The 12,836-nt window shown below is 71.3% G+C and carries 11 protein-coding genes; 8 read left to right on the top strand and 3 right to left on the bottom strand.

Translation table 11 applies throughout. The features are described from left to right. The first annotated feature begins 14 nt into the window (after positions 1 to 14). The 3 genes from ACFY10_RS18005 to sucD all read left to right on the top strand — a co-directional run bounded on the left by ACFY10_RS18005 (position 15) and on the right by sucD (position 4,576). Entirely contained in the window at positions 15 to 2,009 is a 1,995-nt protein-coding gene (locus ACFY10_RS18005) for a hypothetical protein (RefSeq protein ID WP_390666088.1), read from the top strand. 483 nt (positions 2,010 to 2,492) lie between these two features. Beyond that, on the top strand, positions 2,493 to 3,671 hold the full coding sequence (sucC, locus tag ACFY10_RS18000) for an ADP-forming succinate--CoA ligase subunit beta (protein ID WP_390666087.1): 1,179 nt from the start codon (positions 2,493 to 2,495) through the stop codon (positions 3,669 to 3,671). A 20-nt stretch (positions 3,672 to 3,691) separates the two neighbouring features. Beyond that, positions 3,692 to 4,576, top strand: coding sequence for a succinate--CoA ligase subunit alpha (sucD, locus tag ACFY10_RS17995; protein ID WP_390666086.1), 885 nt, complete (start codon positions 3,692 to 3,694; stop codon positions 4,574 to 4,576). 147 nt (positions 4,577 to 4,723) lie between these two features. Here sucD and ACFY10_RS17990 read toward each other — a convergent pair whose 3' ends face one another. Continuing rightward, on the bottom strand, positions 4,724 to 5,908 hold the full coding sequence (locus ACFY10_RS17990; RefSeq protein WP_390666085.1) for an RNA polymerase sigma factor: 1,185 nt from the start codon (positions 5,906 to 5,908) through the stop codon (positions 4,724 to 4,726). On the opposite strand from ACFY10_RS17990, the gene ACFY10_RS17985 reads away from it, so the two are divergent. Further along, positions 5,798 to 7,465: a DUF6350 family protein gene (locus ACFY10_RS17985; protein WP_390666084.1), complete on the top strand. Its 1,668-nt coding sequence runs from the start codon at positions 5,798 to 5,800 to the stop codon at positions 7,463 to 7,465. The two genes, ACFY10_RS17990 and ACFY10_RS17985, sit on opposite strands and share 111 nt — an antisense overlap. Before the next feature lie 31 nt (positions 7,466 to 7,496). Here the strand turns inward: ACFY10_RS17985 and ACFY10_RS17980 are convergent, their stop codons facing one another. Then, on the bottom strand, positions 7,497 to 8,261 hold the full coding sequence (locus ACFY10_RS17980; protein ID WP_390666083.1) for a hypothetical protein: 765 nt from the start codon (positions 8,259 to 8,261) through the stop codon (positions 7,497 to 7,499). Positions 8,262 to 8,566: 305 nt separating this feature from the next. On the opposite strand from ACFY10_RS17980, the gene purN reads away from it, so the two are divergent. The 3 genes from purN to ACFY10_RS17965 all read left to right on the top strand — a co-directional run bounded on the left by purN (position 8,567) and on the right by ACFY10_RS17965 (position 11,360). Continuing rightward, entirely contained in the window at positions 8,567 to 9,196 is a 630-nt protein-coding gene (gene purN / locus ACFY10_RS17975; RefSeq protein ID WP_390666082.1) for a phosphoribosylglycinamide formyltransferase, read from the top strand. Continuing rightward, complete coding sequence (purH, locus tag ACFY10_RS17970) at positions 9,193 to 10,758, top strand: bifunctional phosphoribosylaminoimidazolecarboxamide formyltransferase/IMP cyclohydrolase (RefSeq protein WP_390666081.1); 1,566 nt, start codon at positions 9,193 to 9,195, stop codon at positions 10,756 to 10,758. Before purN ends, purH begins: the two co-directional genes overlap by 4 nt. A 98-nt stretch (positions 10,759 to 10,856) precedes the next feature. Further along, entirely contained in the window at positions 10,857 to 11,360 is a 504-nt protein-coding gene (locus ACFY10_RS17965) for a hypothetical protein (protein WP_390666080.1), read from the top strand. Positions 11,361 to 11,375: 15 nt separating this feature from the next. On the opposite strand, the gene ACFY10_RS17960 is transcribed toward ACFY10_RS17965, so the two are convergent. Then, positions 11,376 to 12,029: a hypothetical protein gene (locus ACFY10_RS17960; RefSeq protein ID WP_390666079.1), complete on the bottom strand. Its 654-nt coding sequence runs from the start codon at positions 12,027 to 12,029 to the stop codon at positions 11,376 to 11,378. Between the two features lie 77 nt (positions 12,030 to 12,106). Here ACFY10_RS17960 and ACFY10_RS17955 point away from each other — a divergent pair, with 77 nt between their 5' ends. Next, the gene (locus tag ACFY10_RS17955; RefSeq protein WP_390666078.1) at positions 12,107 to 12,832 is read left to right on the top strand and encodes a family 16 glycosylhydrolase; all 726 of its coding nucleotides are present in this window, start codon (positions 12,107 to 12,109) and stop codon (positions 12,830 to 12,832) included. Positions 12,833 to 12,836: the final 4 nt, after the last annotated feature.

The raw sequence follows: 12,836 nt of genomic DNA, 5'->3' as shown, positions 1-12,836 counted from the left end.
GATCTGACGCACGCATGAACAAGAACATCCGCCGCTCCATCGTCATAGCCGCCGGTGTCACCGGCGCGTGGGCGCTCGGTTCCGCCGTCGCCAGCGCTGACGAGTTGCCCTCCTCCTCCCTGTCCGTGTCCGACACGACATCCGATCCGGCCACCGACGCGACCGTCGACACCGGCAGCACCCTCGGCGCGCTGACCGACACCGTCACCGGCACGGTCGACGGCGTCGTCACCGGTGTCCAGGACACCGTCTCCGGCGTCACGGGTACGGTCGGCGGCACCGCGGCCAAGGCGACCTCCACGGTCACCGGCACCGTCGCCGGCGCCGAGAAGGCGACGCCCGGCAGCACCGCCGAGCAGGCCCGCAAGTACGTCGACGGCAAGGCGTCCGCCGCGCAGGCGGCCAAGAAGGCGTCCAAGGTCAAGGGCGCCGCCGCCATCCAGGGCGCCAAGGCCGCCCGTGCCGCGCAGGCCGAGGCGAAGTCCGCGGCCGAGGGCGCCGTCACCACCGCCCGCACCACCGTCACCGACACGACCTCCTCCCCGCGGGGCGAGGTCGACTACCTCTTCGGCCCCCTCGCCGCCTTCGCGCCGGAGCTGGAGCAGGCCCTTGCCGCCGCGCAGACGAAGCTCCAGGGCGTGCAGTCGGCGGCCCGCACCCAGGCGCAGGGCGTCGACGGTGTCGTAAGGACGAAGGCGCAGCAGACCGTCGCGGGCGCGGGCCGTACCGCGGCGGGCGTCCAGGGCGCCGCACAGACCGCGGCGACCGGCGTCCAGGGCCGTGCCGCAGGCGTGACGGCCGCCGCGCAGGGCGGGGCCGGTGCCGTCGCCGGCGCCGCCGAGGCCTCCGTGGCCGCGGTCCCCAGCCATGTCACGGGCACGGTCGGCGGGGTCGAGCAGAAGGTCGTCGGCACCGTGAAGAGCGTTCCCGGCACGGTCACCCCGGTCGTCGCGGAGACGGCCGCGGCTGCCGTCCCGCCCCTCGCTGCCAACGCCGTGAATGGCGTGACGCCGGTCGCCGGCCAGGCGGTGGCGGGCGTAGTCCCGGTCGCCGGGCAGGCCGTCGGCGGGGTCGCGCCGGTTGCCGGTCATGTGGCGGACGGCGTGACGCCGGTCGCCACGGGTGCCGTGTACGGCGTGGCGCCGGTCGCCGGCGGTGCGGTGGCCGGGGTCCGGCAGACCGCCGGTCACACGGTCGACGCGGCGACGGCGCTGGCGTACGGCGTCGTGGCCGACGTCCAGCCGGTCGCGGGTGGCGTCGTCCAGGGCGTGCAGCCGGTTGCCGGTGGTGTGGTGCAGGGCGTGCAGTCCGTCGCCGCGGGGGCGGTGTCCGACGTGCAGTCGGTGGCCGGTGGCGCCGTGTACGGCGTGGCTCCGGTCGCCGGCGGTGTCGTCGCGGACGTGCCGTCGTACGCCACCGGCCTGGTCGGCCAGGTCCAGGACGACGCGGTGGGCGCCGTGCTGCCGCCCGTCGCGCACACCGCCGTGGACGGCGTGCTGCCGGTCGCCGGGCAGGCCGTGGCGGACGCGGGCGGGCTGGCGTACGGCGTCGCGGGCGACGTCCAGCCGTTCGCCGGCGGGATCGCCGAGGACGTGGCTCCGCTCGGGTACGGCGTCGCCGGTCACGCGACCGACCTGGCGTACGGCGTCGCCGGGCAGGTGCCGCAGTTCGCGCACGGTGTCACCGGTGCCGTCCAGCCCGTCGTCGACACCGTCACCGAGACCGTCCAGCCCGTCGTGCAGGGCGTCGGCGGCAGCGCGACGACGCTGGCGTACGGCGTCGCGGGCGATGCCGACCCCTTCGCGTACGGCGTCGTCGGTGACGTCGACCCGTTCGCCCCCGGCGTCGTGAGCCGGGTCGCGCCCTTCGCCGGCGACCTGACCGGCACCGTCCGGTCCACCTCTGGCCCGCTCGCCGGCCACGCCCTCTCCGGCGTCGAGGGCGTCGCCGAGTCGGTCACGCCGGGCTACGTGCAGAACCTGCAGCACGGCAGCCCGTACGGCGTCTGACCGATCCGCGAGCGGCGTCGTGCGGCGGCCCCCGGCGGAGCCGCCGCACGACGCGATCCGCCGCAGTGATGCGGCGAACGACCGACTCCACGGGCCGAAGGACCCGGACGGCCGAAAGCCGTCGGTTCGTCCGACCGGAACCCCGCGGACGGGCCAGGTGGTCCCCATTGGGGTGGGGACCACCTGCTCCGAGCCCCCTCGGGGGCTGCACAAGGGGCCTCACCGGGTCAACCCCAACCCGGTGAGGCCCTTCACTTTCGGCACGCCGTGCCAGTGAGCGCGGCATCATGTGACAGGTATCACCGCTCAGGTGTGACCCTCGATTTAGGGGCCCTCCGTAAGCAGCGATAACCTGCGAGACGGACATGCCGCGCGCTCGGACACCGTGTGCGCCTCCCCTGTGACTAGCGGACGTCACGTTGCCCTTCGCGGCACGCCCACGCATCCAACGAACCGCGAGATCACTGATAGGGACGGAAGCGCGTGGACCTGTTCGAGTACCAGGCGAGGGACCTCTTCGCCAAGCACGATGTACCGGTGCTGGCCGGTGAAGTCATCGACACGCCTGAGGCGGCCCGCGCAGCCACCGAGCGTCTCGGCGGCAAGTCTGTCGTCAAGGCCCAGGTGAAGGTCGGTGGCCGTGGCAAGGCCGGTGGCGTGAAGCTCGCCGCCACCCCGGACGAGGCCGTTGCCCGCGCGACGGACATCCTCGGCATGGACATCAAGGGCCACACGGTCCACAAGGTGATGATCGCCGAGACGGCCCCGGAGATCCTGGAGGAGTACTACGTCTCCTTCCTCCTCGACCGTGCCAACCGCACCTTCCTCTCCATCGCGTCCGTCGAGGGCGGCGTGGAGATCGAGGAGGTGGCGGCCACCCGCCCCGAGGCCGTCGCCAAGACGCCGATCGACGCCAACGAGGGTGTGACCGAGGAGAAGGCCCGCGAGATCGTCGCGGCCGCCAAGTTCCCGGCCGAGGTCGCCGACAAGGTCGCCAACGTGCTGGTCACCCTCTGGAAGACCTTCATCGAAGAGGACGCCCTCCTCGTCGAGGTCAACCCGCTGGCCAAGGTCGCCTCCGGTGACGTCATCGCCCTTGACGGCAAGGTCTCCCTGGACGAGAACGCCGAGTTCCGTCAGCCGGAGCACGAGGCCCTCCAGGACAAGGAGTCGGCCAACCCGCTCGAGGCCGCCGCCAAGGAGAAGAACCTCAACTACGTCAAGCTCGACGGCGAGGTCGGCATCATCGGCAACGGCGCGGGTCTCGTCATGAGCACCCTGGACGTCGTCGCGTACGCCGGTGAGAACCACGGTGGCGTCAAGCCCGCCAACTTCCTCGACATCGGCGGCGGCGCCTCCGCGCAGGTCATGGCGAACGGCCTGGAGATCATCCTGGGCGACCCGGACGTCAAGTCCGTCTTCGTCAACGTCTTCGGCGGCATCACCGCGTGCGACGAGGTCGCCAACGGCATCGTGCAGGCGCTGAAGCTCCTCGAGGACCGCGGCGAGGACGTCACCAAGCCGCTCGTCGTCCGTCTCGACGGCAACAACGCCGAACTGGGTCGCCAGATCCTCACCGACGCCAACCACCCGCTGGTGCAGCGCGTGGACACCATGGACGGCGCGGCCGACAAGGCCGCCGAGCTCGCGGCTGCGAAGTAAGGGACGAGGGACACACAGCCATGGCTATCTTCCTCAACAAGGACTCCAAGGTCATCGTCCAGGGCATGACCGGCTCCACGGGCATGAAGCACACCAAGCTCATGCTCGCCGACGGCACGAACATCGTCGGTGGCGTGAACCCGCGCAAGGCGGGCACCTCCGTGGACATCGACGGCACCGACATCCCGGTGTTCGGCACGGTCGCCGAGGCGATCGAGAAGACGGGCGCGAACGTATCCGTCCTCTTCGTACCGCCGGCCTTCGCCAAGGCCGCCGTCGTCGAGGCGATCGACGCCGAGATCCCGCTCGCGGTCGTCATCACCGAGGGCATCGCCGTCCACGACTCGGCCGCGTTCTACGCGTACGCCGTGTCCAAGGGCAACAAGACCCGGATCATCGGCCCGAACTGCCCCGGTCTCATCACCCCGGGCCAGTCGAACGCCGGCATCATCCCGGGCGACATCACCAAGCCGGGCCGTATCGGCCTGGTCTCGAAGTCCGGCACGCTGACGTACCAGATGATGTACGAGCTGCGTGACATCGGCTTCTCCTCCGCCGTCGGCATCGGTGGCGACCCGGTCATCGGCACCACGCACATCGACGCGCTCGCCGCGTTCGAGGCCGACCCCGACACCGACCTGATCGTGATGATCGGTGAGATCGGCGGCGACGCCGAGGAGCGGGCCGCGGCCTTCATCAAGGAGAACGTGTCGAAGCCGGTCGTCGGCTACGTCGCGGGCTTCACCGCGCCCGAGGGCAAGACCATGGGCCACGCCGGCGCCATCGTCTCCGGCTCCTCCGGTACGGCTGCCGCGAAGAAGGAGGCCCTCGAGGCCGCCGGCGTCAAGGTCGGCAAGACGCCGACCGAGACGGCGAAGCTGGCGCGCGAGATCCTCGCGGGCTGAACAGCGGCTTCTTAGCTGAACGTTGGTGGGCCCGTTCCCGGGGTGGGGGCGGGCCCACCGGCGTTGTGGCCGGCCGCGCCGGGCGGGTGCCGCTGTCTGTGGGACGGGCGCCGCCCCAGCGGCACGACTGCCCGCAGGCTGGGCGTGCTATTGATTCAGCGGTACGAGCCGTTCGGGACCGTGCGCGGTCTCCCCGCGCAGCTTCGCCCGCAGCTGTACCTCCGCCTGCGACAGCGCCCCCAGGGCCACCCGCGGCGGAACCCCCTGCACCATCGCGCCCGGCGGCACCGGGGGCTCGTAGTGCGTGGGGGCCGTGCGCAATGCGAGCGCCGTCGTCCCGATCAGCGCCGCCGTGAAGGCGATGGCGGCCCGCGTCCAGAAGCGCGCCCTGCGCTCGCCGCGCCTGCGCACCGTCGGCGGTTTGGGTGCGGGCAGCCGCTCCGTGGAGGCCAGTTCGGCCAGGCGGCGGTTGAGCGCGGACGGATCGGCAAGCTCCGGTGCGCGCGCGGCGACCGCCTCGCGCGCGTGCAGCAGCCGGTGGGCCGCCGCCGGAGTGCTTGCCTCCGCCTCGGCCGCCGTCTCCGGCAGGTCGAGGCCGACACCGTCGTAGAGCAGCAGCGCCCGGCGGTACGACGGCGGGAGTTCCATGAGTACGCCCAGCAGCTCGCGGTCGCACCGGTCGGTGAGCGGCGGCTCGGGGCGCCTCACGCACGGGCGGAACCGGTGCCAGGGAGAGAGCGCGTACTCGTACGCCGTCGCCCGCACCCACCCGGCCGGGTCCCGGTCGACGGCCACCTCGGGCCAGCGCTGCCAGGCGAGTTGGAAGGCCCGCTCGACCGACTCGCGGGCCAGCTCGCGCCGCCCGGTGAGCAGGTACGTCTGCCGTACGAGGGCGGGGGCGCAGAACGCGTACAGCGCGTCGAAGGCCTGAGTGGGCGTCAGGGGAGCGGCGGGCCCGGCGGCCGGGGTCTCGTTGGGGGTGCCGTCCCGCTTGGCGACCTGATCCTGCGTCACGGGGCACCCTTCCGTACGAAAAAGAACATAAACGTATATTGAGCGACACTTCGGAGGTTTGCCTGTTACGACGAGAAAGCGCGTGTCGTTGGGAGCATGGCGGTCGTGATCCAGATGAGCACCGCTCGCCGGCCCCCGCTGTCGTACCTGCGTGCCCGGATTCGGGCCAGGGTGCGTGACCGATCGCCCGGGCTGGGCGCCGGCCTGATGGGGGGTGCGGTGGCCGCCGGGCTGGGGCTCGGGGCGATCACCGTGCTCGTGATGGTGTTCTGGATCAGCTCGCCGTACCCCGACAGCGGGCCCGGCGGTGCGCTCCATGTCGCCGCCGCGCTGTGGCTGCTGGCGCACGGCACCGAACTGCTGCGCACCGACACGCTCTCCGGTGCCCCCGCGCCGGTGGGTGTCACACCGCTGCTGCTGTTCGTGCTGCCGGTGCTGCTGGTGCACCGGGCGGCGCGGGACGTGGTGTACGGCGGCGAGGAGGACGGGCCGCTTCTGTCCGGGCGTACGGCCTGGGCGGGCGTCGTCCTCGGCTACCTCGGCGTCGGCGCGGCCGCCGCGCTGTACGCCTCGGGCGGAGAGCTGCGGCCCTCGTGGGGGCGGGCCACGCTGTGCCTTCCGCTGCTCGTCATGGTGATGGCGGGGGCGGGGGTGTGGACGGCATACGGGTATCCGCGCCGGGCGTTCGACGGGGTGCTGAAGCTGCTGCCGGCCGCGGTGCGGGGCTCTGGACCGGACGCCCACGCCCGCCTGGGCACCGCGGCACGGGCCGCCGGGGCGGGGGCGGCGGTGTTCGTCGGGGGCGGCGCGGTGCTGGTGGCCGTGTCGCTGGTGTGGCACGGCGGTGCGGCGCGGGACTCCTTCCTGCAGCTGACGGAGGGCTGGTCGGGCCGTTTCGCCGTGCTGTTCCTGTGCCTGGTGCTAGTGCCGAACGCGGCGGTGTGGGGGGCGGCGTACGCCCTCGGGCCGGGGTTCGTGCTGGGCGCGGGGCATGTGGTGGATCCGCTGTCCTCGGCGCCGGCCCCGCTGCTGCCGCCGTTTCCGCTGCTGGCCGCGGTGCCGGACGCGGGGACCGGGGGGTGGCCGAACTGGGTCTCGGGAGCAGTGCCGATCGCGGCCGGACTCGCGGTGGGGTGGTTCGTGGGCGGGGCGGAATCCCGCGGTGCGTCCCGCTCGGTTGCCGCCGGAGTGTCCGGCGCTGGGCAGACCGCCCGTACCGCCGCGTTGGCGGCGCTGCTGTGCGCGGCCGGAATGGCCGTACTCGCGGCGATGGCGGGCGGACGGCTCGGGGTCGCGGAGCTGGCCAGCTTCGGGCCGGTGTGGTGGGAGACGGGGGGCGCGGCGCTCGTATGGACGGCGGTTGCGGCGATTCCGACGGCAGTGGTGGTGCGGGCCTGGCAGGGCCGGGCACGCCGGGGACGTCGGGCGGGCGGAGAACCTGTGGCGCAGACCCTGGATCTGAGGCCGAAGACCGTGGAGCCGACGCCGAACACCCTGGAACCGAAGGCGAAGATCGTCGAGCCGAGGCCGGAGGTCGCGGAGTCGAAGGCGGAGAAACCGAAGAAGCCGAAGAAGTCGAAGAGCATGGGGCGGCTCCGGCGGAAGTCGGCTTCGGGCGGGGCACAGAAGCCGGCGGACGCCAGAACGCCCTCCGCGCCCTACGACCAGGACGACGCGTACGGCGCGCTCAGCGACCAGGAGGAGGCGGGGTTCGGGCCGTACGACTTCCTGCCCGTCGAACCGGCGCCCCAGCAGCCGGCCCCATGGCCCGGCGACGCCACCCGCGAGTCCCGGTGGGCGGCGCTGAAGGACGCGTCCGACCCGCCTCGGACGCCGGATGCACCGGACGTGCCGGACGCGCCGGACCTGCCGTGACCGCCGACCGCGCTGACGGAACGGCCGTGCGTCAGCCGTTCGTCCCCAGCAACCCCCTCAGCTCCTTGGGCAGAAGCTGGGTGCAGGACTGCTTCGCCTCGTTCGTGAGGGCGTCGCTGGTGCAGGTGTAGTAGTCGCTGTAAACCATCTGCGCGGTGAAGGTCGCGGCGACCAGCGCGATGGCCAGGGAGGCGGTGACCAGGCCGGTCACCGCTGCCGTCGTCTGCGGCCGGCCGGCCGTGTCGTTGGTGGGCTCGGAGGCGCCGGTCCTGGCGCGCAGGGCGCTGACGCCCCAGTACAGGGCGAGGGCGCCGAGCAGCAGGGCCACGTACGGCCAGCTGAAGAGGGCGAAGAAGAAGGCCCACATCCCGCACAGGAGGGCGTAGCGGGCGCGGCGCTGGGAGGGGTCCGTCGGGTCCCAGCGCATGCCCGAGCCCGGGGTGTTGCCGCCCTGGCCCTCGGGGCTCGGGGGCGGACCGCCGGGGCGCTGTCCGAAGCCGCCGGGGGAGCGGCCCGGCTGACGGTCGCTCCACTGGCTGCCCCAGGGGGAACCGGCGTCGCCCGATCCGTCGCCGTTCTCCCCGTCGGCCGGGCGGCGCGGCCGCCAGGGGCGGTCGGGTGTGCCCTCCGGCGGCGGGGCGAAGGGGTTGTCGTCCTCGGGGGAGTCGCCGGTCTTCTTGTCCGAGGGCGCGTCGGGCGGAGAGGCGGGGCGCTCCCGCAGCAGCACGCCGCGGTGCTCCCCTCCCTCCACCGACTGCGGGGGGAGCATGAGCAGTCGCAGGCTGCGGTCCGGCATCAAGTGAGCGTCTTCCCCTAGGCGATACGGCAGGTGTTACGGCAGTGATCAGGCTTCGTACGTCTGTCTTGCACGGGCCTTCACTTCGGAAACGCACAGCACGACGACCACGTTCCCGACCCGGGCTCTCCCAGACGCTACCTTCCGGCCACGCCCCCGTCCCGTGGGGGCCGCCCGGAGTGCCGGTATCGTTGCTGACGTTCGGCCGCTTCGTAGACTTCCCCGTATCCCGGGACGCGAAGCATTCGTACGAACGTACATACGGTCGACCGTACGGAAACGCTCCCCCGAGAAAGGGCTCCACCGTGGCCGCCAAGCCCGTGGCCAAGCGCCTCGTCGTGCTGGTCTCCGGATCCGGCACCAACCTCCAGGCGCTGCTGGACGCCATCGCGACGAGCGGTGTCGAGGCCTACGGCGCCGAGATCGTGGCCGTCGGGGCCGACCGCGCCGGGGTCGAGGGGCTCGCCCGGGCCGAGCGCGCCGGGCTGCCGACCTTCGTGACGAGGGTCAAGGACTACGAGACCCGCGAGGAGTGGGACGCCGCGCTCGCCGAGGCCGTTGCCGCGTACGAGCCCGACCTGGTTGTCTCCGCCGGGTTCATGAAGATCGTGGGCAAGGAGTTCCTGGCCCGTTTCGGCGGGCGGTTCGTGAACACGCACCCTGCCCTCCTCCCCAGTTTTCCGGGAGCCCACGGTGTGCGCGACGCGCTCGCGTACGGCGCCAGGGTCACCGGCTGCACCGTCCACTTCGTCGACGACGGCGTCGACACCGGACCGATCATCGCTCAGGGCGTGGTGGAGGTCCGGGACGAGGACGACGAGAGCGCTCTGCACGAGCGCATCAAGGAAGTCGAGCGAAGGCTGCTCGTCGATGTCGTGGGGCGGCTCGCCCGCAACGGCTATCGCATTGAGGGACGAAAGGTAGTTATCCAGTGACCGCCGACATCAACAAGCGGCCCCTTCGCCGGGCGCTCGTCAGCGTCTACGACAAGACCGGGCTCGAGGAGCTCGCGCGCGGGCTGCACGAGGCCGGTGTCGAGCTCGTCTCCACCGGTTCCACCGCCGGCCGTATCGCCGCCGCGGGCGTGCCCGTCACCAAGGTCGAGGAGCTCACCGGCTTCCCCGAGTGCCTGGACGGCCGGGTCAAGACCCTGCACCCCAAGGTGCACGCGGGCATCCTCGCCGACCTGCGGCTGGAGAGCCACCGCGAGCAGCTGGCCGAGCTGGGCGTCGAGCCGTTCGACCTCGTCGTCGTCAACCTCTACCCCTTCCGCGAGACCGTCGCCTCCGGGGCGTCCCCCGACGAGTGCGTCGAGCAGATCGACATCGGCGGCCCGTCGATGGTCCGCGCGGCCGCCAAGAACCACCCGTCGGTCGCCGTGGTCACCAGCCCGGCGCGGTACGCGGACGTGCTCGGCGCGGTCAAGGACGGCGGCTTCGACCTCGCCACCCGCAAGCGGCTCGCCGCGGAGGCCTTCCGGCACACGGCCGAGTACGACATCGCGGTCGCGAGCTGGTTCGCGTCCGCCTACGCGCCCGCCGACGACTCTCAGTTCCCCGAGTTCATCGCGGCCGCCCTGGAGCGCAAGAGCACCCTGCGTTACGGCGAGAACCCGCACCAGCCCGCCGCGCTCTACGTCGACGGCACGGGCGTCGGCCTTGCGGAGGCCGAGCAGCTGCACGGCAAGGAGATGTCGTACAACAACTACACGGACACGGACGCCGCCCGCCGTGCCGCGTACGACCACGACGAGCCGGCCGTGGCGATCATCAAGCACGCCAACCCCTGCGGTATCGCGACCGGTTCGGACGTCGCCGAGGCCCACCGCAAGGCGCACGCCTGCGACCCGCTGTCGGCGTTCGGCGGCGTCATCGCCGTGAACCGCCCGGTCTCGAAGGAGATGGCCGAGCAGGTCGCCGAGATCTTCACCGAGGTCATCGTCGCGCCGGACTACGAGGACGGCGCCCTCGAAGCCCTCGCCAAGAAGAAGAACATCCGCGTCCTGAAGGCCCCGGCCGCGCCCTCCCACCCGGCCGAGGTCAAGCCCATCGACGGCGGCGCGCTCCTCCAGGTGACGGACCGCCTCCAGGCGGACGGCGACGACCCGGCCAACTGGACCCTGGCCACTGGCGAGGCGCTGTCGCCCTCCGAGCTCGCCGAGCTGTCCTTCGCCTGGAAGGCCTGCCGCGCAGTGAAGTCCAACGCGATCCTGCTCGCCAAGGACGGCGCCTCGGTCGGCGTCGGCATGGGCCAGGTCAACCGCGTCGACTCCGCAAAGCTCGCCGTCGAGCGCGCCGGCGCCGAGCGCGCCCAGGGCTCGTACGCCGCCTCGGACGCCTTCTTCCCCTTCCCGGACGGCCTGGAGATCCTCATCGAGGCCGGCGTCAAGGCCGTTGTCCAGCCGGGCGGTTCGGTCCGTGACGAGCTGGTGGTCGAGGCCGCGAAGAAGGCGGGCGTGACGATGTACTTCACGGGGACGCGGCACTTCTTCCATTGAGCCGTCTCCGCAGAGCGGCGCATTCGACGCTGACTCATCCGCCCGTACTCGGTTGGCGCCGGGTACGGGCGGTTGCCGTAGGCCCCTGGGGAGATCCCGTGACGAACAGCAAGCCGGTGTGGTCCGAGCGCGTGCTGCCGGCGTTCTTCAGGCAGTGGCGCACCGAATGGAAGGACGAGGAGCTCTCCCCGGCCAACTACCTCGACTACGAGGGCGGCTTGCGTTTCGTCCTGGCCGCGGCCTGGCTGTTCTGCCCCGAGACGGTCGAGTACCGCGGTTGCGTGTTCCTCAAGGAGAACTTCAGCCAGGACACTGTCGACAACTGGTTCACGAGTCTGGGCGACAATCGGCAACGAATCGAAGCGGTCGTCAACCAGGTCAGGTTGTGGGATGTGTTCATCAACGCTTCCCGGACAGACCGCGATCGGCTCGGGGAGGAACTGCCCCAACTCGCGCTGGCTCTGGGGGAGTGCTGGCAGGGAGTCCTGTCCGCGCGCTACCCGGACCGGGAAATCACCGTCGAGGTCGGCGACGAGGAGGACGGCTCCTATGGGCCGACTGTGACCTTCTGGACATCCCCGGCCGTCCCGGACTTCGGCTAGCAGCCGCGTACCGAATCATTTTTCGCGCTGCGCCACGTAAGCCGTCGCCTCCGACGCGCAGTTGGCCCGCGGTTTTCCGGCGGGCACCCAGGCCTCCAGTTTCTGCAGGACGCTGAATTCGTCCTCGTCGGAGCCTCCCTTCTTCTTCACGGCTTTGAGTGTCGTGTCGACGACGGTCGCCAGGTGCGGGAGGTCCTCTTTGCAGCGTGGTGCCAATGCGGAGAGGACCTGTTGGTACTGGTCGGCGGGGCGAAGGTTGCCGTCGAGGTCGGCCAGCTTCTGTGCCGGGCCGGCTGAGGGCGACGGGTGTGTGGCCGGCGTCGCTGCCGGGCTGGTGTGGCCGGCGGCGGGTTTTGCGGCCGCTGTCGAGCCGTCGTGCGTGTCGGCGTTGTTGGATCCGCAGGCCGTGCTCGCCATCAGCAACGGAGCCGCGATCAGTGCCCCCATCGCGACAGCGGTCTTCCTTGTTCTGCTCAGCGGCCTCTTCGGTGCCGGAACGAGTTGCTGGTTCACGATCCCCCCTGTCTGCAGGAACCATGCCCTGGTCTCGGGCGTGGCATCGGGACCGTACAACGGCGAGACACGGCCGTGGCCTCCGGCCCGCCAAAGACTGGTGGCTTCAACTCCAGAAGCCAGGAAGCGATCCGCTCCGTGCATCTTGTCAAACATTGAACGGACTCCTACAGTCCGGTTGACGAAAGTGGGATCGCTCCCACACCCCGTGTCATCCGAGCAATGGAGCCGCGATGTCATCTGCATTTCTCCGGCCGGGACGCCTGATGGTCGCCGCCCTGGCGGCGCTGTCACTGCTCCTCCTGGGACAGCCGCAGGCCCACGCGGCGTCCTGGGGAGCCCCGCAGACGGTCAACTCGTGGAACGTCATCAGCGGTCGGTGGACCGCCAACAACGAGCTGGAGACCTACACCCCCGGCTGCGTCTGGTACGAGGGCAGCACTCTGGTCATCAAGACCTACAAGTCGGGCAGCACCTACTACTCGGGCCGCGTGGAGTCCAAGGCGCTCTACGGCTACGGCACTTACAGCTTCACCGCGAACATGCCCAACGGCCAGGGCCTCCTGCCCGCGGTATGGGCGGCCTACCTGAATCCGTGGCTGCCCGAGTTCGACGCCGCGGAAATCGTCGGCCAGAACGCGAACACCGTCTACCAGACCTCCCACGATTCCAACAACGCCCAGACCCAGTTCTCGAAGACGAATGGTGCGGGTTGGACCAACGCGTACCACACGTACTCGTTCACCTGGTGGCCCGATCACATCGACTTCGCGGTGGACGGCACCATCACCGGCACCAAGTGGTACACCACTGCCCCGGGTGTCGGTATGCACTTCATTGTCAACACCGCCGTCGGCGGCGACTGGCCGGGCAACCCCAACGACTCGACCTGGGCCACAGGGGACGGCGCGAGGTATCTGAAGGTCTCCTCGATCACCTACACGCCGTACTTTCCGTAAAGCC

The sequence above is a fragment of the Streptomyces sp. NPDC001401 genome (genome assembly GCF_042895385.1).
In the GTDB taxonomy this organism is placed as follows: Bacteria; Actinomycetota; Actinomycetes; order Streptomycetales; family Streptomycetaceae; genus Streptomyces.
The sequence above is the reverse complement of the archived record's forward strand: the minus strand, read 5'-3'. Positions and strand labels throughout refer to the sequence as shown.

Excerpts from the sequence above, each read along its gene's own strand:
- ACFY10_RS17990 (WP_390666085.1), bottom strand. The coding sequence starts at position 5,908 with ATGGAGCGCACCGCCGGGCCCGCTGTCGGGGTACGGCGAGCTGATCCA.
- ACFY10_RS17960 (WP_390666079.1), bottom strand. The coding sequence starts at position 12,029 with ATGTTTGACAAGATGCACGGAGCGGATCGCTTCCTGGCTTCTGGAGTT.
- ACFY10_RS17980 (WP_390666083.1), bottom strand. The coding sequence starts at position 8,261 with ATGCCGGACCGCAGCCTGCGACTGCTCATGCTCCCCCCGCAGTCGGTG.
- ACFY10_RS18005 (WP_390666088.1), top strand. The coding sequence starts at position 15 with ATGAACAAGAACATCCGCCGCTCCATCGTCATAGCCGCCGGTGTCACC.
- ACFY10_RS17985 (WP_390666084.1), top strand. The coding sequence starts at position 5,798 with ATGGGGGGTGCGGTGGCCGCCGGGCTGGGGCTCGGGGCGATCACCGTG.
- ACFY10_RS17955 (WP_390666078.1), top strand. The coding sequence starts at position 12,107 with ATGTCATCTGCATTTCTCCGGCCGGGACGCCTGATGGTCGCCGCCCTG.
- sucD (WP_390666086.1), top strand. The coding sequence starts at position 3,692 with ATGGCTATCTTCCTCAACAAGGACTCCAAGGTCATCGTCCAGGGCATG.